Annotated in this window: 20 protein-coding genes and 1 other annotated feature; of the genes, 14 read left to right on the forward strand and 6 right to left on the reverse strand. The window is 47.4% G+C overall.

Annotation, left to right across the window (positions count from 1 at the left end; genetic code table 11):
- The first annotated feature begins 60 nt into the window (after positions 1-60).
- The 8 genes from AC0WRU_RS10160 to AC0WRU_RS10195 all read left to right on the forward strand — a co-directional run bounded on the left by AC0WRU_RS10160 (position 61) and on the right by AC0WRU_RS10195 (position 7,886).
- The gene (locus tag AC0WRU_RS10160; RefSeq protein WP_476128178.1) at positions 61-1,149 is read left to right on the forward strand and encodes a low temperature requirement protein A; all 1,089 of its coding nucleotides are present in this window, start codon (positions 61-63) and stop codon (positions 1,147-1,149) included.
- 164 nt (positions 1,150-1,313) lie between these two features.
- Positions 1,314-1,886 carry a phosphate propanoyltransferase gene (gene pduL, locus AC0WRU_RS10165; RefSeq protein ID WP_013309962.1) on the forward strand — a complete coding sequence of 191 codons (573 nt, stop codon included), beginning with the start codon at positions 1,314-1,316 and terminating at the stop codon, positions 1,884-1,886.
- A 294-nt stretch (positions 1,887-2,180) separates the two neighbouring features.
- Complete coding sequence (miaB, locus tag AC0WRU_RS10170) at positions 2,181-3,734, forward strand: tRNA (N6-isopentenyl adenosine(37)-C2)-methylthiotransferase MiaB (RefSeq protein WP_476128179.1); 1,554 nt, start codon at positions 2,181-2,183, stop codon at positions 3,732-3,734.
- 83 nt (positions 3,735-3,817) lie between these two features.
- Positions 3,818-4,270 (forward strand): YlbF/YmcA family competence regulator, encoded by a 453-nt coding sequence (locus tag AC0WRU_RS10175; protein WP_025685012.1) that lies wholly within the window; start codon positions 3,818-3,820, stop codon positions 4,268-4,270.
- Positions 4,271-4,391: 121 nt separating this feature from the next.
- Positions 4,392-4,814: a PaaI family thioesterase gene (locus tag AC0WRU_RS10180; RefSeq protein ID WP_476128181.1), complete on the forward strand. Its 423-nt coding sequence runs from the start codon at positions 4,392-4,394 to the stop codon at positions 4,812-4,814.
- A 65-nt stretch (positions 4,815-4,879) separates the two neighbouring features.
- The gene (locus AC0WRU_RS10185) at positions 4,880-5,668 is read left to right on the forward strand and encodes an NUDIX domain-containing protein (RefSeq protein ID WP_476128182.1); all 789 of its coding nucleotides are present in this window, start codon (positions 4,880-4,882) and stop codon (positions 5,666-5,668) included.
- A gap of 68 nt (positions 5,669-5,736) precedes the next feature.
- The gene (locus tag AC0WRU_RS10190) at positions 5,737-6,303 is read left to right on the forward strand and encodes a cysteine hydrolase family protein (protein WP_476128183.1); all 567 of its coding nucleotides are present in this window, start codon (positions 5,737-5,739) and stop codon (positions 6,301-6,303) included.
- Between the two features lie 119 nt (positions 6,304-6,422).
- Positions 6,423-7,886, forward strand: a complete 1,464-nt coding sequence (locus AC0WRU_RS10195; protein WP_476128613.1) for a nicotinate phosphoribosyltransferase — start codon at positions 6,423-6,425, stop codon at positions 7,884-7,886.
- 71 nt (positions 7,887-7,957) lie between these two features.
- On the opposite strand, the gene AC0WRU_RS10200 is transcribed toward AC0WRU_RS10195, so the two are convergent.
- A complete protein-coding gene (locus tag AC0WRU_RS10200) occupies positions 7,958-8,473 on the reverse strand; it encodes a MogA/MoaB family molybdenum cofactor biosynthesis protein (protein ID WP_476128184.1) in 516 nt (171 codons plus the stop codon).
- 260 nt (positions 8,474-8,733) lie between these two features.
- On the opposite strand from AC0WRU_RS10200, the gene AC0WRU_RS10205 reads away from it, so the two are divergent.
- From AC0WRU_RS10205 to AC0WRU_RS10215, 3 genes are all read left to right on the forward strand, one after another.
- Positions 8,734-9,063 carry a four-helix bundle copper-binding protein gene (locus tag AC0WRU_RS10205; protein WP_025685018.1) on the forward strand — a complete coding sequence of 110 codons (330 nt, stop codon included), beginning with the start codon at positions 8,734-8,736 and terminating at the stop codon, positions 9,061-9,063.
- Between the two features lie 78 nt (positions 9,064-9,141).
- Positions 9,142-9,396, forward strand: a binding site (T-box leader).
- Positions 9,397-9,456: 60 nt separating this feature from the next.
- The gene (gene argS / locus AC0WRU_RS10210; RefSeq protein ID WP_476128185.1) at positions 9,457-11,181 is read left to right on the forward strand and encodes an arginine--tRNA ligase; all 1,725 of its coding nucleotides are present in this window, start codon (positions 9,457-9,459) and stop codon (positions 11,179-11,181) included.
- A 204-nt stretch (positions 11,182-11,385) separates the two neighbouring features.
- Complete coding sequence (locus AC0WRU_RS10215; protein ID WP_476128186.1) at positions 11,386-12,354, forward strand: S-layer homology domain-containing protein; 969 nt, start codon at positions 11,386-11,388, stop codon at positions 12,352-12,354.
- A 109-nt stretch (positions 12,355-12,463) separates the two neighbouring features.
- Here AC0WRU_RS10215 and AC0WRU_RS10220 read toward each other — a convergent pair whose 3' ends face one another.
- Both AC0WRU_RS10220 and AC0WRU_RS10225 read right to left on the reverse strand, forming a co-directional pair.
- Positions 12,464-14,656 (reverse strand): ABC transporter ATP-binding protein, encoded by a 2,193-nt coding sequence (locus tag AC0WRU_RS10220; protein ID WP_476128187.1) that lies wholly within the window; start codon positions 14,654-14,656, stop codon positions 12,464-12,466.
- Positions 14,656-16,413 (reverse strand): ABC transporter ATP-binding protein, encoded by a 1,758-nt coding sequence (locus AC0WRU_RS10225; RefSeq protein ID WP_476128188.1) that lies wholly within the window; start codon positions 16,411-16,413, stop codon positions 14,656-14,658. Before AC0WRU_RS10225 ends, AC0WRU_RS10220 begins: the two co-directional genes overlap by 1 nt.
- A 590-nt stretch (positions 16,414-17,003) precedes the next feature.
- Between AC0WRU_RS10225 and AC0WRU_RS10230 the strand changes: the two genes are divergently transcribed.
- A complete protein-coding gene (locus AC0WRU_RS10230; RefSeq protein ID WP_014281172.1) occupies positions 17,004-17,306 on the forward strand; it encodes a HesB/YadR/YfhF family protein in 303 nt (100 codons plus the stop codon).
- 135 nt (positions 17,307-17,441) lie between these two features.
- On the opposite strand, the gene AC0WRU_RS10235 is transcribed toward AC0WRU_RS10230, so the two are convergent.
- The 3 genes from AC0WRU_RS10235 to AC0WRU_RS10245 form a co-directional block, all read right to left on the reverse strand.
- Positions 17,442-17,954 (reverse strand): ADP-heptose synthase, encoded by a 513-nt coding sequence (locus AC0WRU_RS10235; protein WP_430044383.1) that lies wholly within the window; start codon positions 17,952-17,954, stop codon positions 17,442-17,444.
- A gap of 140 nt (positions 17,955-18,094) precedes the next feature.
- Complete coding sequence (locus tag AC0WRU_RS10240) at positions 18,095-18,538, reverse strand: DUF441 domain-containing protein (protein ID WP_025685024.1); 444 nt, start codon at positions 18,536-18,538, stop codon at positions 18,095-18,097.
- 22 nt (positions 18,539-18,560) lie between these two features.
- Entirely contained in the window at positions 18,561-19,532 is a 972-nt protein-coding gene (locus AC0WRU_RS10245; protein ID WP_025685025.1) for a YpdA family putative bacillithiol disulfide reductase, read from the reverse strand.
- A gap of 320 nt (positions 19,533-19,852) precedes the next feature.
- Between AC0WRU_RS10245 and AC0WRU_RS10250 the strand changes: the two genes are divergently transcribed.
- Together AC0WRU_RS10250 and rsgA are read left to right on the forward strand one after the other, a co-directional pair.
- Positions 19,853-20,449 carry a DUF2087 domain-containing protein gene (locus tag AC0WRU_RS10250; protein WP_025685026.1) on the forward strand — a complete coding sequence of 199 codons (597 nt, stop codon included), beginning with the start codon at positions 19,853-19,855 and terminating at the stop codon, positions 20,447-20,449.
- 447 nt (positions 20,450-20,896) lie between these two features.
- Complete coding sequence (gene rsgA / locus AC0WRU_RS10255) at positions 20,897-21,994, forward strand: ribosome small subunit-dependent GTPase A (RefSeq protein WP_476128189.1); 1,098 nt, start codon at positions 20,897-20,899, stop codon at positions 21,992-21,994.
- Positions 21,995-22,012 lie beyond the last annotated feature (18 nt).

Below are 22,012 nucleotides of genomic sequence, written 5' to 3' on the forward strand. Positions count from 1 at the left end.
GGGCGAGCCTGACGAGTCACCATGCTGTACCGCCATGTCAGAGGGGAGATCCATTACATAATGTTGATAAAAAAGGTTACCTGGCTTGAACTCTTTTATGACTTATTGTTCGTAGCCGCTGTCTCCAAGGCCACTCATGTTTTACTACATGTTGAGCATGATAGTATTTCTTGGGATCATCTGGAAAAGTTTATTTTGATTTTTATTCCGATATGGTGGGCTTGGGTGGGACAAACTGTCTACAACAACCGTTTTGGTCAAGACAGTATAACGCATCGAATCTTTATGATCCTTCAATTGTTTTTCGTGTTAATCATGACTGCTAGCCTTAATATAGATTTTGACGCGTATTATGTATCTTTTTTTGTTGGCTATATTGGTTTAAGAGGCTTGACTGCCGTTCAATATTTACTTTCGGCACCCAAAGAAACGGCTCATAAACAGGAAACGGCTCGTTTTATCGGTACCTATTTTTGGATCGGAATAGTCATCTCCAGTTGCTCCCTCTTCTTTGACTCTTGGGTTCGATATTTGATTTTATATGCCGGCATTGCTGTTGATATCCTCGTTCCTTTGATTGGTCGTAAAAAATTGGTGATCACACCTATCCATACGGAGCATCTATTAGAGCGCTTTGCACAGTTCACCTTAATCCTGCTTGGCGAATCAGTGATCAGTATGCTTGCTGTTTTGCAATCTGATCATTTTACGGTCTCTTCCGTTGTATTTGCTGCCTTGGCTTTTGTATTAGTCATCGCAATCTGGTGGCAATATTTTGAGAATATGGAGAAGCGGGTAGATAAATCAAAACAATCAGCAGGACAGACTATTATTTATGGTCATTTGTTTATTTATTGTTCACTTAGCATGCTAGCAGCATCGATACAGCTCTTGTTTTTGGGACAGGTAGCCTATATCTTTGCACTTTGCTTTACCTTTGCTTCTGTATTTATTTACTTTCTGTCAGTTCTGCTGGTATTCCATCGGTACAGATTAAGTCATCTTAAACCAAGTCTTAGAGTCATTCTTTTCTTAACTGGAGTCCTCTGTGTCTTGTTTATCCTTAATGTATTTATTGTTGTTCCCTCTCATCTCATCGTAGCTGAAATCATGCTGTTCTTTCTCCTGTTTGCTAAAACGACGGTTTGATCTGTCAAGGATGTAGTGTTAATCTGGCGAGTGGGACGATATTTAACGCTGATTGGGGCGAAAAACGGAACTTTGTCCCGCGCTCCTTTTCTTTCTTGGCAAAGTAGGAGTATAATATCATAGATGTGTAAAGTATTGTATAGAGAAAAAGGAGTGACCATACGATGAGTAAAATCGTACCTGTCGGCGTTTCTGCACGCCATATTCATCTGACTCAAGAGCATATTGAAATTTTGTTCGGAGCAGGATATCAACTGACTGAATTTAAACCACTGTCCCAACCAGGACAATTTGCCGCAAATGAAACGGTAGCTGTAATTGGTTCTAAGGGCCAATTTGATAAGGTTCGTATTTTGGGACCAGCTCGTCCAGCTTCCCAGCTTGAAATCTCTCGCACAGATTCCTTTGCTATCGGTGTAAAAGCGCCTGTACGCGAATCTGGCAGCATTGACGGTACACCAGGAATCACAGTAAAAGGCCCAGCCGGAGAAGTGGAACTGCAGGAGGGTGTAATCGTAGCTGCCCGTCATATTCATTTCCATACATCTGATGCAGCGAAATGGGACATTAAGGACAAGCAGTTGCTGAAAGTACGTGTCGGCGGCGAACGTGGTCTTGTATTTGAAAATGTTCTTGCGCGTGTGTCCGATTCTTTTGCTTTGGATATGCACATTGATACGGATGAAGCGAACGGAGCCGGTGTGAAAAACGGTGACAACGCTGAAATCGTAGACTAATATACGTATATAATGCCGAAAGGTAAGGGTCCGATTCTTGCTAAAGAGTCGGGCTTTTTTACATACTAAGGATTCTCAAAATTTTTATCTATAAAATTATGGGCATTAGATTCACTCCGTAACCAATTGGCGTTCACGGGGATATATGGCGATGGCTTATAAATCATGCTATAATTTAATGTAATGCCTTTTTCAAAGGAGTTTTTACGGGCTTAAAAGAGATTTACCCATATGCAAAGATACAGTAAAAGCGTGATTGGCGTGAAATAGATGGTGTAAGGAGTGACCGAAGGAATGGCCAAGGAAACGAAAGATTACTCTAAATATTTTGATTTCTCGGATGCAAAGATCATTTCTCAGGATGAGCATAGCAAAAAGATCCGCATTCGCGGACGTGAAATCAATATTATTGCGGAGCCGGATCATAGAAAAGAAAAGCAACGCGGTAAAGAAGACGTACAGGTATTGTACGATAACGCAGTTCCGGATGAGCTGAAGCATATCGGCGAGGGAAAGCATTACATCGTGTACACATTCGGTTGCCAGATGAACGAGCATGATTCCGAAACGATTAAAGGATTGCTGGAGCAAATGGGCTATCAGGCGACAGAGGATCGTAAGGAAGCGGACATCATCTTGCTGAATACGTGTGCGATCCGTGAAAATGCGGAGGACAAAGTATTTGGCGAACTGGGTCACCTGAAGCATCTTAAGACAGAGAAGCCGGGTATGCTGCTTGGCGTTTGTGGCTGCATGTCGCAGGAAGAAAGTGTCGTCAACCGGATTTTGCAAAAGCACGGTTTTGTCGATATGATTTTTGGTACCCATAATATTCACCGTCTGCCGCAGCTCGTCAAGGAAGCACTCTTCAGCAAAGAAATGGTGGTCGAGGTGTGGTCCAAGGAAGGCGACATTATCGAAAACCTGCCGAAGAAGCGCGAGGGTATGCGGGCTTGGGTGAACATTATGTACGGCTGCGATAAATTTTGCACCTATTGCATTGTTCCCTTCACTCGCGGTAAGGAAAGAAGCCGTCGCCCGGAGGATGTCATTGCTGAGGTACGGGATTTGGCGCGCCAGGGCTTTAAGGAAATTACCTTGCTGGGCCAGAACGTCAATGCCTATGGTAAGGATTTGAAGGATATGAATTACAGATTCGGGGATCTGATGGACGATATGCGTAAAATTGATATCCCGCGTGTACGTTTTACAACATCACATCCGCGTGATTTTGATGACCATTTGGTTGAAGCGCTCGGTAAGGGCGGCAATTTGGTGGAGCATATCCATCTGCCTGTTCAATCCGGCAATACGGATATATTGAAGAAAATGAACCGAAAATATACTCGGGAGCGCGTTCTGGAGCTGGCGGCGAAGATCAAAGCGGCTGTTCCGCATGTTTCGCTGACAACGGATATTATCGTAGGTTTTCCGGGCGAAACGGACGAACAGTTTGAAGATACCATTTCTCTCGTACGTGAGGTCGGTTACGACTTTGCCTACACCTTTATTTATTCACCACGTGAAGGTACTCCAGCCGCGTCCATGGAAGACAATGTGCCTATGTCTGTCAAAAAAGAGCGTCTCCAGCGTCTGAACAATGTGGTGAACGAAAACAGCCTCCGCTTTAACGGTAGACTGCGTGGCGAGGTGGTTGAGGTGCTGGTGGAAGGCGAGAGCAAAAATAACAGCGAGGTGCTTGCAGGCCGGACCCGTTCCAATAAGCTGGTGCATTTTGAAGGCTCCAAGGATCTGATCGGTAGCTTTGTGCAGGTGAAAATTACGGAGCCTATGACCTTTTACATCCAGGGTGATTTGGTTCAAACTGCCGTGACGGTTAACGGTTAACAAAATAGCGTAGCAAGGCTTGTATGTGGATCAAATATGAGTTGTATGTACGACTGTATAAGTGAGAAAAGGAGCGATGGACAGTGACAGAGGAGCGGTTGCAACAGTCAGAGCTTCAATCGGCAGCGCGCCAGCATGATCATTTGGTCAATCGTGATATGATATTGGCGAAAGCCCAAGAGTTGGCGGGGATTTTGGGCAACAGTGAGGAAGTGCAGGTATTTCGGAAAGCAGAAGATAAAATCCGTGATCATCAGCGCATCCAGCATCTGATTGCAGCGATGAAGAAAAAGCAAAAGGAAATTGTGGCCTTCGAATCCTTGAAGAATCAGACGATGATTGCCAAAATAGAGGCCGAGCTTCAGGAGCTTCAGGAAGAGCTTGACGGTATTCCGATTGTAACGGAGTTTCAACAAAGCCAGGTGGAAATTAATGAGCTGCTGCAAATGGTTATCATGGCGATTCGTGATACAGTTGCCGAAAAGGTGAATGTAGAAGAGGGAAAAAGTACTTCTTCCTCCAATTGCAGTGACTAGAATGATGTATGGTGTGGAGGCTCAGCCTCCACGCCTTTTTTTCAGGTGCAACTTGTAATCATATGTACTGTGCCAGACCTCAAGAGGAAATGGGACACATAGAAAGGATGAAGGCTAGGGAATGGATATTTTGCGTAGTTTGGTAGAGGGTGAAGTAAATACATTTTGGGAGTATTTGGGCTGTGAATTGATCGAAGCTGATGCAAAAGAGGTACATATCGCTTTACAGGCCGGACCACAGCATACCAACGTGGTGGGTATTGTTCATGGGGGCGTACTCACAACATTGATGGATCAGGCGATGGGGATGGTTAGTATGGTTTCACGCAATATGGAATTATGTGTGACGACGAATCTGAACGTTCATTTTTTGTCAGCGATGAAACAAGGACGATTGGAGGTTAAGGCACGAATTCTCCATCAAGGAGGGCGTACCATAACGACTGAGGCGGAAGTGAAGGATAGTGAAGGAACGCTCGGCTGCATGGCTACGGCGACATTCCGGGTATTGCGTAAACAACCAGATCTTTTGGATAAGGCCTGACGCTTGACAAAACTTTTTATTATGTCATAATGAATTTATCAAAATGATATAATATGGTGATGCCAATGGATAACGAACGTATAAACGAAGAGGCGCAGAAGGCGTCGTATAACATTAAGAAATATCGCACCCCGGATGGTGCTCCGGCAGATATCGTCATGTTTACCTTGACCAAGCGGGAGCGCAAGACGGTGACGAAGACGTTGCCGATCCGTGAGCTGAAGGTAATGCTTATCAAGCGCCGCAGATGGCCGTTTGCCGGACGTTGGGCGTTGCCCGGGGGCTTTTGTCAGGAAGATGAATCCATGTACGGAGCCGCCAAGCGCGAGCTGTTAGAGGAAACCGGTGTGGATGGCGGGCATCTGGAGTATCTAGGTGTGTATAGTGGACCTGGGCGTGATCCGCGCGGGTGGATTATATCGCATGCGTTTTTTGCGCTGGTAGAGGAGTGGATGCTGGAGCAGCGGCAAGCGGCGGATGATGCTTCCGAGGTTGGGCTGTTCACGATCCGTGAAGCGCTGGAGGAATTAGAGCTGGCGTTTGACCACCGGGACATTATTGTGGATGCCTACCGGAAGATTCAGTTGCAAATGCTTCAGACGACGATAGCCAAGCAGTTTTTGCCTCCGCATTTTACATTGGGCGAGCTGTATCAGGTCATTCAAAGTGTCGTACCGGATTTCGAAGAGCCGAACTTTATTCGCAAAATAACATCGACTCGCAGCAGACAGGGAATATTGGAAGAGGTACGGGACGAGAACGGTAAACCGCTCAGCTCCAATCAGTATTCACAGAGACCTGCACAGCTTTATCGTTTTAGTGACAGGGTGCCACGGTTGTCTATCTACACTTAATGTAATGTAGTAGGTCACGCAAAGAAGCGCACAATCCCCAATTTGAGGATGAAGGAGCTGGCTGTACGATGAAGGCGTTGATTGTTATTGATTACACGAATGATTTTGTGGACGGTAGTCTGCCTGTAGGCCAACCGGCAGTTGAGCTGGATGACCGGATGGCAGCTATAACGCAGGCATATGTAGATCAAGGAGACTTTGTCGTAATGGCAGTGGATCTGCATGAGGAAAATGACCTTTATCACCCGGAAAGCAAGCTGTTTCCTCCGCATAATATTCGTGGAACCGAGGGACGAGATTTGTATGGCAAGCTCCATAATCTCTATACGAAACAGAGGGATTCCATCTATTGGATGGACAAAACACGATACAGCGCCTTCGCTGGCACGGATCTGGAACTCAGGTTGCGTGAACGTGGTATTACGGAAGTTCATTTGATCGGTGTGTGCACGGATATATGTGTACTGCATACGGCTTTAGACGCTTATAACAAAGGCTTTGCGATTACGGTATACAAGGACGCTGTGGCAAGCTTTAATCAGGCTGGACATGATTGGGCTTTGGGTCATTTTCAGGGCAGTCTCGGAGCCGACGTATGGTCGGCTGAGGATACGATTTTACGCCAGAAGAAGTAAATAACTTAACGATTGTGCACCAATATCCGATAACAGAATGGAGTTGGATATGGGTGCATACGGATGGACAAGGCGGTACGCCGCTGCCAAACCGGGGACAGTCAGAGAGGATGATTACGATGCAGTCAACGAGCCTCGCATTACATACAGATAAATATCAAATTAATATGATGTACGCCCACTGGGTGAACGGAAGTCACCAGCGCAAAGCTGTGTTTGAGGCATATTTTCGCAAGCTGCCTTTTGGCAACGGATATGCGGTGTTCGCAGGTCTGGAACGCATTGTGAATTATATTGCAAATCTGCGCTTTACAGAAGAGGATATCCGTTACCTCTCAGAGCAAGAGGAGAAGTATGATCCCATGTTTCTGGAGGCATTGCGACAGTTTAGGTTTGGCGGAACCGTTCATTCGATGAAAGAAGGGGCGCTTGTTTTTCCAAATGAGCCTCTGGTACGCGTCGAAGGAACGATTATGGAAACACAACTGGTTGAGACAGCGTTGTTGAATTTTATGAACTACCAGACGCTGATTGCGACGAAGGCGTCGCGCATTAAGCAGGTGGCAAGCGGCGATACGCTGCTGGAATTTGGCACACGGCGGGCGCAGGAAGCAGATGCGGCGATTTGGGGAGCCCGGGCAGCTTATGTAGCGGGCTTTGACGCAACTTCTAATATGCTGGCAGGTGAGCACTTTGGTATTCCGACCAAGGGAACGCATGCTCATTCCTGGGTGCAGACCTTTATGAGCGAGCAGGAGGCTTTTGACGTGTATGCGAAGGTTTTACCGGATCAGGTCACACTGCTGGTGGACACCTTTGATACGCTGGAGAGCGGTGTTCCCCATGCGATTCGGACAGCGAAGATGCTGGAGAGTCAGGGCAAACGCATGAAGTCGATCCGTTTGGATAGTGGTGACTTAGCTTATTTGTCCATTCAGGCGCGAGAAATGCTGGATGCCGAAGGCTTGGATTACGTACAAATTGTAGCCTCCAATGATTTGGATGAAAATACAATTTTTAACTTAAAGGCCCAAGGTGCGCGTATTGATGTATGGGGTGTGGGAACACAGCTCATTACAGCTTCGGATCAACCTTCACTGGGCGGGGTGTACAAGCTGGTCGAGCGGGAAGTAGAAGGCGAAATGCTGCCGACGATTAAAATTTCGGGCAATCCGGAAAAGGTATCCACACCGGGCAAGAAGGATGTATATCGTATTATAGATAAGAAGAAAGGGAGAGCTGTCGCCGATTATATTTCTTTTCCGGACGAAGATCGTCCGCGCAATGGAAAGCGGCTGAAGCTCTTTAACCCGCTGCATCCGTATATGAAGAAGTATGTGGAAAATTACGAAGCAGTTCCGATGCTGGAGCCTATTTTCGTAAATGGGCAGAAAGTGTATGAGCTTCCCGGGCTGGATGAAATTCGCGCATACCATACTTCCCAGCTGCAACTGTTCTGGCCGGAATATTTGCGGAAGCTGAACCCGGAAATTTACCGTGTAAATCTCAGTGAAAAGGTATGGGGGCTGAAACAAAAGCTGATCGACAGCTATATGCAGCCGGAAGTAGAAGAAAAGGAATAGCTTTAAGAAGGCACCCTGAAAGTGATGGGGTGCCTCTTTGTGTTTCAGAGCGTGGGAGGGAAATCTGTGTGTTATTTGTAAATTTCCCTCATGACATGCCGCAGCTCAGGTATAATGATGCGCTCCATCGCCAAACGGACGGCTCCACGCGAGCCTGGCATAGAAAATACGGCTGTCCGGCCCACGGTGCCTGCCACAGCACGACTCAATATCGCTGCTGAACCAATATCCTCGGCAAAGCTTAAATAACGGAAGATTTCCCCGAATCCGGGCAGTTCCTTATCCAGCAGAGAGGAAACGGCTTCATATGTTGTATCACGCGGGGAAATACCGGTGCCGCCTGTCAAAAGAACAGCCTCAATGTCATCGCGTTCGGCGGCTTCGGATACGAGCTGCCGGATGCCGTCATAGTCGTCTTTGACGATAACATATCGGACTACCTGATAGCCGTTCGTTTCCAGCAAATCCACCAGTAGTCGTCCTCCGGTATCTGTCTCCACGGTACGGGTGTCGGAGACGGTTACAACCATGCAGCTAACCTGCTGCGGGGCCTCCAGTCGATGCTCCTCTACAGAAGATATATTCATTGCAATGCTCACTCCTTGATCTATGTTAGACATACTCTTTTTACAATAGAGGAATGATTGCTGGTGTGCAAGTCAGTAGTAGGCACGAGGAAGAGGTGTGATTTATTCCCTTGCACGGATGAGTTGGAATATAGTACACTTCCTTACATAAGTCGGGATTTCTTGTCTGGTCATTGATGAAAGCGTGAACAACGGTTGATTAATCTCAATTGTCGGCGGGTAATAATACAGCAGGGTCAACAACAGGGAGGTAATGTATTATGAAACATTCATACCAACAATGCGTAGATGCTTGCCTGGAATGTATGAACGCTTGCAACGTTTGTTACGTGGCGAGCTTGAAGGAATATGATTTGGCTATGCTGCGCGAGTGTATTCGAGTGAGCCGGGAATGTGCAGAAATATGCGGGTTTGCTGCTCAAATGTTGGAACGCGGAACGGAATTTGCCGAGCAAATTTGTGAGTTGTGTGCCAAAGCCTGTGAAGTATGTGCTGCTGAATGCGGTAAGCACGCCCATGAGCATTGCAAGCAATGTGCAGAAGCCTGCCGCCGTTGTGTTCAGGCTTGTCGCCAAATGGTGGCTGTGTAATTACATATTATCGAGTCAGCGCCTGAACAGAAAATAAAAGATTGCTTTCCACTGGATAGGTTTGTATAATGATGGGAATTAACGTCTTGGAACGGGAGAGTAGCAGGGGAGCCATATCATTACAGCGAGCCGGAAAAGGTGGAAGCCGGTATGAGGTCCGATGTGAAGCGCACCCGGGAGGCGGTTGTTCCAACACGGAATTCCGTTAGTAGATCAACCCGGTAGACACCGTTATTTGTCATTGGAGTGAAATCGGCGATTATGCATAGTTCATTGCACAATCCGATTTACGAAGAGTGGTACCGCGGGGATATTGAAGTTCTCGTCTCTTGAATAATTCAAGAGGCGGGAGCTTTTTTTGTTAGATTCTAAATGAAAAAAGGAGAGAAAGCTATGCTGCTGTCGATCGCTGCTCAAGCTATTTCTGCCCATACGGGCTTGGAGGAAAAGGAGATTTCATCTTTATTGGAGGTACCGCCACAGCCGGAATGGGGAGATGTGGCGTTTCCCTGTTTTTTGCTGGCTAAAAAGTTTCGGAAGTCTCCACAGCAAATCGCACTGGAACTGGCGGAAGCAATAAATCGTGAGGAAGGACTGACTGCTTCGGCATCAGGAGCCTATGTAAATATAACACTGGGGCGTTCTGTTCATATTCCACTCATGCTGGCTGAATTGAGCAAACCCGAATTTTTCAAGCCAGATATCGGACACAGACAGCGGATAGTGATAGATATGTCTTCGCCCAATATTGCCAAACCGTTTGGTATCGGCCATCTTCGCTCTACTGTCATCGGTGCTGCATTGTACCGCATTCTCGGAGAAATGGGGTATATTCCGGTTAGTGTGAATCATCTGGGGGATTGGGGAACACAGTTTGGTAAGCAAATTGCGGCTTATAAAAGATGGGGAAATGAGGAGCAGCTACAGCAGGATCCGATTGGAGAATCTCTGAAGCTGTACGTGCGTTTTCATGAGGAAGCCGTGCATGACTCATCTTTGGAGGACGAAGGTCGAGAATGGTTCCGCCGTCTGGAGCATGGAGATACCGAGGCTCAGCAGCTATGGGAGTTTTTTGTTGAAGTCAGCCTGCGTGAATTTGATCGCATGTATCAGCGTCTGAACATTACATTCGACCATGTGCTGGGAGAGAGCTTTTACAATGATAAAATGCAGGCGGTTGTTGCCCAATTAAGGACGAAAGGTTTGCTGGAAGAAAGTGAAGGTGCGCTTGTGGTGCGTTTGGAGGATAAAGGACTGCCGCCTTGTCTGATCTTGAAAAAGGATGGGACTACCATTTACCCGACACGTGATTTGGCTACGGCGATCTATCGTCATGAGGTTATGAAAGCTGATCGGTTGCTGTACGTGGTGGGTGGAGAGCAGCAGTTGCATTTCCGTCAGGTGTTTGCGGTACTAAAGCGTGCGGGAGAGACGTGGGCGGAGCAATGTGAGCATGTGCCGTTTGGTCTGATGCGCTTTGCAGGTAAAAAAATGTCCACAAGACGCGGCAAGGTCGTAAAGCTGGAGGAGGTGCTGGATGAAGCAGTAGCCCGTGCTCGATCTATCATAACCCAGAAGAATCCCGATTTACAGGATCAACAGGAAATAGCCGAGGACGTCGGCATTGGGGCGATCATTTTTGGCGACTTAAAAAATAACCGCCTGAACGAAGTGGATTTCTCACTGGAAGACGCGTTAACCTTTGAAGGTGAGACAGGCCCTTATGTACAATACACACATGCACGTATACGTAGTCTTTTGGAAAAAGCTCATGCTGGCACTGGTACGGTGGCTGGATCTAGTATAGATGTTCCCGCGGGGGAACGTCATGCACCTGATTCAACGTATACATCCGATGAAATGCTGGGGGATGCAGGTTGGGCGCTGCTTAAGCAACTGATTCGTTATCAGGGACAACTGGTACGTGCGGCTCGGCAACTGGAACCTTCGGTTATCGCGAGGTTTGCGCTGGATACGGCGCAGGCGTTCAACCGCTTTTACGCCAAGGAACGGATTGTCGATGGTGGGCCGTGGCGCATTCAGTTGGCGGAACAAACCGCTGATATTTTGGCACATACGCTGCAACTTCTTGGTCTGAAAGCACCTTATCGGATGTAGTCAAATGGTCTGAGGAAGAATACCCGCAAAGTGAGTATCCTTAGAATGTAGCCTAGGACGTGAGCAGAAAAGAGTTAAACGGGTTACACTAACTGTAAGTATCGTAAGCTTTTTTACAATCAATTTTTGAGTATCTGAAACATTTGTTGGTAGTATTACGTCGATAAGTATAGAAGAAACATAGTAAATATGGAGGTGCATCTCATGAAAAAAAACAAAAGCGTGACAGCAGCTTTGCTCGTGATCTGTTCGTTGGCAGTGGCTACGTCAGCTTCTGCTTTTCGTGATATAAAAGGAACCGAGCAGGAGAAGATTGTAAGTTCGCTTCAGAACAGAGGGATTATTCAGGGTATTACCAAGGATAAGTTTGCGCCTGATCAATCACTTACGTATGCACAAGGGGTGCATTTGGTCGTTAATGCGATGGATCTTCAGGTTATGCCGGATTTCACGACGGGTTCCTTCGCAAATATTCCGTCTTCGGCATGGTATGCCAAGTCTTACCGGATTGCGGCTCAACACCAAATTCCTTTGTCACCGGATATTGATCCAAGCACTCAGATGACAAGAGAACAATTCGCGAATATACTGTATAAAGCGGTTAGTGCAACCGGAGAATATCCAACAGTCCGCATGTACATTAATGTGGTGGATGGCAAGAAGCTGGACCAAGATTCAAGCGAAGCGGTTCAGTTCCTGCTGTTGACCAAAATTGCAAAATTAGATGAAAAGAGCAACTTTAATCCGGAACGTAAGGTAACCCGAATGGAGGCAGCAGAGATGGTCTATAATGCATCCGAATTTGTGCAAAATCATAAACCGATTGAATCTACTCCAGAAAATCCGGCTGAGCCTTCAGATCCGGGCCAGCAAAATGGTATTAGTATGAGCGTAGAGAAGGTGAATGACCAACAGAATAAGGTAACATTAACCCGGTTCCAGGCACCCAATCCCGGTTACGGTATTGAAGTGGATCATATCGACTATGTAGATGACGCCAATGCAGTGATTTACTACAAGTTGACAAGTCCAAAGCCGGGGGAAATGAATATCCAGGTTATTACGGATACCCACACCAGTACCCTGGTGGACAGCAAATATAAAGTTACGATTAAGGCAGTTGAGGGAACCGTTTTTCCTCCTACAGGATCAGGTGTCTCGGTAGTCCAATAATACTTGTAGCCTACACACAAAACATATATTTAGATAAAGCAAAACAGCAAGCCTCCATTGTATTTATCAGGAGACTTGCTGTTTTTTATGCATGCTTTGTGGGCTTGCTTTATGCGCTTCCTCCAGCCAAGCCAGGTCCGTTTTGACCTGAGCCCGATTTTTGCAAGGAGCTGGTACCTGCTCGGGTATCGGCTTTTCCAGAAGTCGCAGCTCCTGCTGCTACAGCAGTTTGCTCTGCAAGCAAAGCTTCTTGTTCCGACGATGCAGTAGAGAATGCATTTGTACCTGTTGCCGTTGTTCCTGACTGGAGCTGATACATCTGGAAGTAGCGACCGCCCTGAGCCATGAGTTCGTCATGGTTACCGCGTTCGACAATCTCACCCCGATGCAGCACCAGAATTTGATCCGCACTGCGGATGGTCGACAGACGGTGAGCAATGATGAAGGTAGTACGCCCTTTCTTGAGCACCTCCAGCGCAGATTGGATAAGCGCCTCGGTTTCAGTGTCAATATTGGCAGTAGCTTCATCGAGAATCAGAATCGCCGGATCAAAGGCCAACGCGCGGGCGAAGGAAATGAGCTGACGCTGCCCGGCTGATAAAGTACTTCCTTTTTCGATCACTGGCTCGTCAAAGCCTTGTGGCAAGTGGGCTAGCAGTTTGTCAGCCCCAACATCACACAGTGCTTTGTTCACCTGTTCTCTGGTAATCCGGCTATCTCCCAGACTGACATTGGAGGCTACTGTACCTGTAAACAAATATGGATCTTGAAGAACGATCCCCATATGATGGCGTAACCACTGCTTCGGAATGTCCTTGACAGAGGTTCCGTCAATGGTGATCGTTCCTTTTTGCGGATCGTAAAACCGGAACAGCAGGTTAATAATCGAGCTTTTTCCCGATCCGGTATGTCCGACGAGTGCAACTGTTTGGCCGGGATGTGCTGTAAAGGAAATATGCTTAAGGACATCATCCTTTTTGTAGGCAAAGGTTACGTCGTCGAACTCCACCAGACCTTTGTAACGCGGCATCGTGCCGTCTGTTACCTGTTCTCCGGTTTCATCCATCAGTTCAAATACTCGTCCCGAGGATACGATTGAAGTATCCAGCACCGCAAGCTGGTTGACCATACCAGTCATCGGTTGGAACAGTCGTCCCAGTACATCGACGAAGGCGTATAGTACGCCTAGTGATACAGCACTGCCTGTCGTGCCAAGCGCCTCGGCTCCGAAATACCACAACACGACGGCAAAGGCAAGATTTCTCAGCACATTAACCAGATTGTGTGAAGTGAAGGCGTTCAAATTCAGCATTTTATTCTGATGCTTCATATAATCATCGTTCAGTTCTTCAAACTCATGTTGCGTTTGTTTCTGGTGCCGGAACACGCGAATAATGGACATCCCTTGAATAGATTCGTTGATAATTGCATTAATCTCACTGAGTCGGGACCGAATGATCGTATTAAAGCGGGTGGCGACTTTGCGGTACAGTACAATCCACAAGATCAGCAGCGGTACAATGAACAGAGAGATCAGGCCCAGTCTGAAGTCCAGCAAAAAGAGTGCGACATATACACCGGCCATCGTCACAATACCTGAAGTGAAGTTCGACAGTACGGCCACGAATAAATCTTTTACCGCTTCTGTGTCATTCGTAACACGGGATACGACCTTGCCTGCGGGCAGATTGTCAAAAAAGTAAACTGGCAACCGTTGAATATGTGCGTAGAGGTCAAGCCGAAGCTTTTGAATAACCTTGTTGGCCGAGGACTGCAGCCAGTAGGTTTTACCAAATTCAGCAAAGATCGAAATGACCAGAAAGAAGCAATACCAGCCAATCAGTTGAAAGATACCGGGCATTTCCGGCTTGTAAAAGCTATACAGCTCATCGGCTGTCAAAGCCTTGGCATCATAGCGAAAGGTGTCGGAGCCGCGTGTCACCGTCAGCGTGCCGTTCGTAAAGGAGCGGTTACCGTCAGCCACCTGCACCGAGCCATCAATAAATACGAAGGATTTTCCAACTTGTAAAATCCTTGCTTCACGCCCTTTGGGCTCCCCGGCCTCAAAGCGGTCTTCACGCTTAAAATGGGTTCCGGCATAACTTACGGTGCCGTCCACGCTAGTTGTCTCGTAAAATGGTTTTTCAATAGCGAGCATATGGTCGTCGATCATCGTTTTGGCAATGAAGGGTCCGGCCAGCTCAGCGGCTACCCCGATAGCCAACGCGATGAGTGCGGCGATAAAGCCTGCTTTGCTCGTCAGGGCATACTGGAATAGCCTTTTGCCGATATTGGGTTTCATTAGGATACCTCCCCTGAGGTCAGAACAGATTCCACTTGCTGCCGTTCAAACTGTTGACGGTACCATCCGTCCGTCTGAAGCAGCTCGTCGTGGGTTCCTTCCTCAATAATGCGTCCTTGCTCCAGCACGACGATCCGGTCTGCATGTTCTACAGCCGAGAGACGGTGAGTGGAGATCAGAGTTGTTTTACCCGAGCGTTTACGTCGGATATTATCAATAATACGTGCTTCTGTTCGAGCATCAACCGCGGACAGTGCATCGTCTAGCACCAGAATATCCGGATCGCCGATAAAGGCGCGTGCCAGCGAAACACGTTGCTTCTGGCCGCCGGACAGGGCAATGCCTTTTTCTCCGACAAGTGTATCCAGTCCATCGGACAAGGTGCCTAAATCCTGATCGAAGGCTGCGGTACGGATCGCTTCCATGATGTCTTCATCATCTGCACGCGGTTTACCGAACTGAATGTTCTCACGCACTGATTTGGAAAACAGAATTTGCTCCTGTGGCACGTAGCCGATCCAACTGTGCAGTTGTTCAACTGCAATGTCCTCCAGCCGAGTGCCAGAGATTAAAATGTCACCGCTACCCGTCGGGTATTCATGCAGTAGCTGTTTGAGCAAGGTGGACTTCCCGCTGCCCGTTCGGCCGACGACACCCAGCGTTTCCCCTCGTTTCAGCTCCAAATTCACATGTAACAGATTGTCAACAGATGAGGTTGGATAGCGGAAGGTAACATCTTTCATCGTAATGGACTCGGGGTGGTTAACCGTTACAGGCTGAGCTGCATCTTGTACGTCCGGCTCCACATGGAGAATTTCGTTCACCCGATCGAGGGAAGCGCTACCGCGCTGCATAATGTTGATCAGTTCGCCAATGGCAAACATCGGCCAAATCATCATCCCCAGATACATGTTAAAGGATACCAGTTCACCCAGCGTGATATCGTTATGAAATACCAGATAAATACCATAGCCAAGTCCGATCACATAGCTAAGCCCTACGCATAAGCGGATCGTCGGTTCGAAGAGAGCGTCCATTCGGGCGACCGCCAGATTTTTGCGAAATACGTCATCGGTAATATCGGCGAACCGTTTTTCATCCATTCGTTCCTGTACATAGGCGCGAATGACCCGGATACCTGCCACGGATTCCAGCACTTGGTCGTTCATATCGCCAAATGCATCCTGTGCCAGCGTGTAACGCTCGTGAACGGCTTTACCGTAAATGCTCATTGCCAGCGCGATAAAAGGAAGGGGCAGAACCGCCGCCAGCGTCAGCTTCCAGCTAATCAGGGTGCCCATGGCGACCAGCACGACGCTCAGGTAAACTGTAGAGTCAGTTAGCGTCAGCATGCCAAAGCCCGCAGTACTTGCCACGGAACGAAGGTCGTTCGTAGCACGAGCCATCAGGTCACCAGTACGATTGCGTTCAAAAAATGGAGGTGTCATCCGCAGCAGATGGTTCATAAAGCGTGTGCGCAACAGGCGCTCCACCAGATTGGCACCCCCAAACAGCTTGTGCATCCATATGTACGTAATGTAGTAGATGACGGCAAGAATGCCTAAAATGTAAAAAATATAATGCCAGAGCGAGGACCATGAAATTGAACCGCGTACGATCTCATCAATAGCGCTGCCTAGCAGCCGAGGCGGAGCCAGCTCCAGCACGCCAACGGCTATCAGCATAAACAGCCCAATCGAGTACCGGCTTTGTTCTCTTTTAAAAAACCAGCTTAAATTTTTGAGTACCGAAAACAAGAGGAATCCCATCCTTTCATGAAAAGCTCATGCGAGAGTTGTTGTACCATTTTGAATAAACAATAACGGCTTGCTACCACTAGCTTCAATCCGGTAACAGGCGCAAAAAAGGCATACCGTCCGCAGACGATATGCCTTAAATCTCAATATCATATGGCGCGCAGGTATTTTCAGCACACTCACCACTGAAAAACTGCTCAAACGCAGGCAGCCACTCGTATTAAACCATACAACGTGAATGGCCCAATTCCGAAGGATGCGTCAGGGGAGATGCTCCGGTATGAAGTTGTTGTGTTTGTAGAGTTGGGTAAAAGGCGAGATGAATGTTTAGCACCGGGAACACTCCTTTCTTCTTCGAATTGGATTCATTCTGACCATGAGTAATCGTTCAAATTGGTAATTAATTTCAAAATGGATCTCGTATGCTTGAATCTTAACACCGTCTTTTGCGAATTGTCAAACCTTTTTCAAAAAAATGTATATCGCTCGCTGGAGATTTTTACTTGAGTAAGGGGCAGTTGGTGGCCATTCTAAAGAATACTATGATATAGTTAACAGGACGTAATTGTACAAGGAGATGAGCATAACGCATGAGCATACAGGTAACTGAACCAGCGGCACAGTGGTACATCAAGGAGCTTGGTCTGAACCGTGGAGATACCATCCGTTTTTTTGCCCGCTATAGTTCTGGCGGTGGGTTACATCCAGGCTTCTCTCTGGGAATTGCCGTAGAGCCTCCGCAGCACCCCGTACTACAACATGAAGCGGCTGGCATTACGTTTTATATGGAGGACCAGGATTACTGGTACTTGAAGGGTCATCATCTGGAAGTAAAGTATCTGGAGGAACATGACGACATTATTTACACGTATGCCGAGGAAGAGCAGTCTTAATGCTCTAACGTTAGAAATAGCTTGCAGGTTAACCGTTTGGAGACATGAAAAAGCGGCGGAGTATCGCATTACAGGGGATTAACCTGTGTGTGATACTCCGCCGTTTTGTTGTCCTTGGGACGCGTGTGCTGCATGTTAAGGGTTGTTAAGCATCGGACCATCCACCGCAAAATCAAAATCATCAATGTCGTACACATGTACAGGTACGGAAGCTTCAATAATGCGATGAATCCAGTCCAGTTGATCTGTCAAAATGGGTAATTCTTCACGTTGGGCTGTTAGCACCAGTTCGGTCTCGATTGGATCAAAATATTCTCCGTAATGCGCAGTGTCGACGGCATTAATGACGATCAGTGAGGTGTTAGCGTCGAACAGGATAGGTAAGCTTTTGGCCCAGGGCATCTGAAGCGCGCGCCGGATTTTTTTCTGATTCAAAGGTTCCTCAAAATAGCTGATCAGTTCGCTTACCTTTCGCTTCACATGCTGATCGTCCGCAGGATTATCCATGAGCGGCTCTGTGCTATCCTGAAATTCGTATAGCTCCAGCAGCGACGTGTAAGGTACTATATATTCCACAGGGGCGGGAGTTGTAAGCAGTTGGCCATATATGGCAACCATTACAGCTTCCGTTACAAATTGTCGGGACATCGGTCAAGCCTCCTGCATTTACCAAATTATGCGATAAGAGTATAACACAAAGCGAGACTGAATTCAGCCCGTCATGCAGATTGCTCAGGTTTTTTATAGACAGCATCTTCCAACGACAGACGAAGGATAAGCGAGGAAGTCTAGGTGCGTCCGATTAACAGTGACAGCAGCCCGGCGGCGATGAGCGGCCCTACAGGAACGCCTTTGAAGAAGGCGACACCAATCACGGTTCCGATAAGCAAACCCGTCACAATGATGGGCTGTCCGGACATCAGAGTTACTCCGCGGCCGCCAAGGTAGGCTACCAGGATGCCAATAGCAATAGCGAGCAGCGACTTCCAGTGAAGGAAGGACTCTATCACCTGGCTAATGCTGATTTTACCGCTGGCCAGAGGGGTCATCACACCAATGGTCAGAATGATGATCCCGATCGTCAATCCATACTTTTCAAGCCAGGGGAAAGCAGTATGAAAATGGGTTACCCGAAGTAGCAGTAGTACGACCATGGCAATGGTGATGGTGGAGTTGCCGCTGACAATTCCAAGACCAGTCAGTACCAGCAGGATGAGTGAACTGTAATCCATATCTGTGTTCTCCTTAGTTCATTTAGCTTTGAATATGTTCAGCGATTTGGCGACCGTGCCAGCGGCCTGTTTCAATGAACACCTCATTGGCATTGCTGCCGGAAGCGATGACACCCGCCACATATATACCCGGTATATTGGTCTCCATCGTGGAAGGATCATATTCCGGTTTGTCCAGACCCTCAGCCATGTGGACACCTACAGACTCCAGTAGCTTCCGTTCCGGGTGAAACCCGGTCAGTGCCAGTACAAAATCATTTTCGAGCCGGAAAGCTTCTGCCTCCAACGGGGTGACCACTACATAATCTGGATGAACTTCAGTGATGCGCGCGCCCAGATGGAGCGTAATTTTTCCTTTTTGCACCATACTGTCGAACAGTGGACGAACCCACGGCTTAATGTATTCAGACAGTTCGGTTCGGCGATACACCATGTCAATGGTAGCCCCGACACGTACGAGTTCTATCGCTGCATCCACCGCTGAATTGCTGCCGCCGATGATTGCGACCCGCGTGCCGGTATAGGGATGGGCTTCACTGAAATAATGAGTAACTTTATCTAATTGTTCCCCGGGAATGCCCAAATAGTTCGGATGATCAAAATATCCTGTAGCCACGACGACATAGCGTGACGAATACGTTTTGGCTATTCCCTGCTTACTCACCGTATGTACAGTAAATGTAGCATCATCCTGTCGTGTGATCGTTTTTGCTTCCTCATAATGACGGATGTTCAGGTTATAATGTGCAGTTACCTTGCGGTAATACGCCAGTGCTTCATGACGATAAGGCTTGTCGTTAGGCGTACTGAACGGAACATCGCCAATTTCCAGCAGTTCAGCCGTGCTGAAAAACTGCATGTTCGTCGGGTACAGAAAAATAGAGTGAACAATGTTACTTTTTTCGATAATGACGGTTTGCAAGCCTCTGCGGCTGCATTCGATTGCAGCGGACAGCCCGCAAGGCCCGCCTCCAATAATGATTACGTCGTGCATTTCGATGAACCTCCCGTGATATTGGTCTGTTGCGCCTGTTTTGCAGTAGTATGGTAGACGTTTCAAAGCGCTAATTCATAAAAATTTGAAAAGGCGAAACAAATGAATATATGCAATCTCTGCACAAAAGTCAAGTAATATCATCCTACCGCAATGCGTACACAATATCCAGCCGTTTTCAGAAAGAAGTAAAAGAATGATACGATTGACAACTATTTTTAACAATCATATAATTAGATATATATCTATTTTGTGTATTTATTTTATTTTTTCACGGAAAATATACGGAAAGTATGTAGTGATGAAAAGAGGCGTTAACGATGCAACTGGATAAAATGGTCAACTATCATAAAGCGCTTGCTGATCCTACGCGTATGCGTATATTGCTGCTCTTGTCACGTGGAGAGATGCATGGTCAGGCGTTGGCGGAAAAACTGAATTTATCCCAACCGACTGTCACGCATCATGCTTCCAAGCTTCGTGAAACGGGGTTAATCAAGGAGCGGCGTGATAAGAATACGGTATATTTTACACTGAATCCTGAACTGATCAGGCAGCATGCCGAGGCGACAGTGCGGTTTATTTTTGAAAAAGGAGAGGGGGAGGAAGAGATGTCAGAGGTTAATGAAACGCTGGAAGCGACAGTCTTGCGTAATTTTTTTTCCAAGGACGGCAAGCTGCGTCAAATTCCCTCACAATACAAGAAAAAGCTGATTGTGCTTCACATGCTGGCAGAAAAGCTGGAGCCGGGCCGCGTGTATCCTGAACGTGAGCTAAACGAGTGGATTAAGCAGTATCATGAGGATTTTGCTACAATTCGGCGTGAGCTGATTATGCATCAGTTTATGTACAGGGAACGTGAAATGTATGAATTGAATCCACGTGAGATGTGGACGCGTTGGGATCAAGTGCGCTAAAAGAAACTTGAAAAGATTTAAAAAAAAGGTTTGCGGCAGACTTGACAGACGAATTGTGGACTTGTATGATTAAGGAAATTTTAGGAGGAGGCGATGTTATATGCGTACGAACATGAATGGATTGGTTCAGCAGCAGTATGACGTTGTCTCCCGCACGGATGATGCACAGTTGAAGACTATATGAAATAAGTATAGTTTTTACATGGCATTCGGTTGAGCAGTAGAACCGATGAAATCCGCAGGGAGTGATTCCCTGCGGATTTTTTTATGATTAGGGTCTTGGGATAGCCTCGGCCTGAATCATACACCCTCCGCAGGGGTTTCCCTGCGGATTTTTTGCGTTGTTTGCTCGCGGGAGAGAACATTTATAAACACCGAATAGCACGAAAATAAAAAAACATCAACTTTAAACATCAGCAATAAACGATGATTCACAGGAGGAAAACAATGAGTATACATGAATACGGCTGGTCTGATTACTGGAACGGCTTTTGGGATCAATGGAAACAAAGCTTTGAAGAACGAGCAGAAAATACACAGGTACGCCCTGCCCGCCTGATTGCCGATTATGGTCAAAAAGTAAAGCTTATGACTATGGATGGAGAACGCTGGGGAGCTGCTTCCGGCAAGCTGAGACATGCTATCGTCGATCCGGCAGAAATGCCGGCTGTGGGGGATTGGGTGGCTGTCACCGTGCCAGATGGAGTCTCTGATGCAGTCATTCATGCCGTGCTGCCACGTAAAAGTCGGATATCCCGGCAGGCTGCGGGCTTTGAGACGAAGGAGCAATTGATTGCGACAAATGTAGATACGCTCTTTCTCGTCAATGCGCTAAATCACGATTTTAATGTGCGCAGGCTGGAGCGGTATTTAATTATGGCGTGGAACAGCGGGGTCGATCCGGTCGTTGTGTTGAGCAAAAGCGATCTTTGTCCCGATGTGGAAGAGCGGGTGGCAGAAGCAGAGGGGGTTGCCCCTGGTGTACCAGTCATCGTCATTTCTGCCTTGCAAAACGAAGGGAGAGAGCAACTGGAGGCGTTTCTTCAACCCGGACGCACAGTTGCCTTGACAGGCTCATCCGGCAGCGGCAAATCAACAATTGTGAACTGGCTGTCCGGTGCCGAAGTACAGCTTACACAGGATGTGAGGGAAGAGGACAGTCGAGGGCGTCATACGACAACCCACCGACAGTTGTTCCCTATATTGAAGCAAGCCGTTCTGCTGGATACGCCGGGAATGCGTGAACTGAATCTGTGGGATGATTCCACCGGGGTCGCCAATACCTTCGCGGATATTACGGAAATGGCACAAAATTGCCGTTTTGCAGACTGCAAGCATCAGGGTGAAGCGGGATGTGCGGTAGAGGAAGCTGTGCAGCGTGGTGAGCTATCTGAATCCAGAGTGAACAACTATCGCAAAATGCAGCGGGAGCTGGAGTATCAGGCACGTAAAGAAGCAGATCGGCGGAAAAAGGATCAACGTTCAAGCACAAATCAGGGCCGAGGCGGTAATCGAAGTGGCTGGAGACGTGATGTGGAGTGGTGAGGATGAAGAAAGGTTATT

The sequence above is a fragment of the Paenibacillus sp. 1-8 genome (assembly GCF_056316205.1).

What these genes read in the sequence shown, in the direction of transcription:
- pduL (WP_013309962.1), top strand. Translation starts at nt 1,314, where the DNA reads ATGAGTAAAATCGTACCTGTCGGCGTTTCTGCACGCCATATTCATCTG.
- AC0WRU_RS10205 (WP_025685018.1), top strand. Translation starts at nt 8,734, where the DNA reads ATGAAACATTCATACCAACAATGCGTAGATGCTTGCCTGGAATGTATG.
- AC0WRU_RS10180 (WP_476128181.1), top strand. Translation starts at nt 4,392, where the DNA reads ATGGATATTTTGCGTAGTTTGGTAGAGGGTGAAGTAAATACATTTTGG.
- argS (WP_476128185.1), top strand. Translation starts at nt 9,457, where the DNA reads ATGCTGCTGTCGATCGCTGCTCAAGCTATTTCTGCCCATACGGGCTTG.
- AC0WRU_RS10235 (WP_430044383.1), bottom strand. Translation starts at nt 17,954, where the DNA reads ATGTCCCGACAATTTGTAACGGAAGCTGTAATGGTTGCCATATATGGC.
- AC0WRU_RS10195 (WP_476128613.1), top strand. Translation starts at nt 6,423, where the DNA reads ATGCAGTCAACGAGCCTCGCATTACATACAGATAAATATCAAATTAAT.
- AC0WRU_RS10215 (WP_476128186.1), top strand. Translation starts at nt 11,386, where the DNA reads ATGAAAAAAAACAAAAGCGTGACAGCAGCTTTGCTCGTGATCTGTTCG.
- miaB (WP_476128179.1), top strand. Translation starts at nt 2,181, where the DNA reads ATGGCCAAGGAAACGAAAGATTACTCTAAATATTTTGATTTCTCGGAT.
- AC0WRU_RS10240 (WP_025685024.1), bottom strand. Translation starts at nt 18,538, where the DNA reads ATGGATTACAGTTCACTCATCCTGCTGGTACTGACTGGTCTTGGAATT.
- AC0WRU_RS10190 (WP_476128183.1), top strand. Translation starts at nt 5,737, where the DNA reads ATGAAGGCGTTGATTGTTATTGATTACACGAATGATTTTGTGGACGGT.
- AC0WRU_RS10230 (WP_014281172.1), top strand. Translation starts at nt 17,004, where the DNA reads ATGAGCATACAGGTAACTGAACCAGCGGCACAGTGGTACATCAAGGAG.
- AC0WRU_RS10250 (WP_025685026.1), top strand. Translation starts at nt 19,853, where the DNA reads ATGCAACTGGATAAAATGGTCAACTATCATAAAGCGCTTGCTGATCCT.
- AC0WRU_RS10245 (WP_025685025.1), bottom strand. Translation starts at nt 19,532, where the DNA reads ATGCACGACGTAATCATTATTGGAGGCGGGCCTTGCGGGCTGTCCGCT.
- rsgA (WP_476128189.1), top strand. Translation starts at nt 20,897, where the DNA reads ATGAGTATACATGAATACGGCTGGTCTGATTACTGGAACGGCTTTTGG.
- AC0WRU_RS10220 (WP_476128187.1), bottom strand. Translation starts at nt 14,656, where the DNA reads ATGAAACCCAATATCGGCAAAAGGCTATTCCAGTATGCCCTGACGAGC.
- AC0WRU_RS10185 (WP_476128182.1), top strand. Translation starts at nt 4,880, where the DNA reads ATGGATAACGAACGTATAAACGAAGAGGCGCAGAAGGCGTCGTATAAC.
- AC0WRU_RS10200 (WP_476128184.1), bottom strand. Translation starts at nt 8,473, where the DNA reads ATGAATATATCTTCTGTAGAGGAGCATCGACTGGAGGCCCCGCAGCAG.
- AC0WRU_RS10160 (WP_476128178.1), top strand. Translation starts at nt 61, where the DNA reads ATGTTGATAAAAAAGGTTACCTGGCTTGAACTCTTTTATGACTTATTG.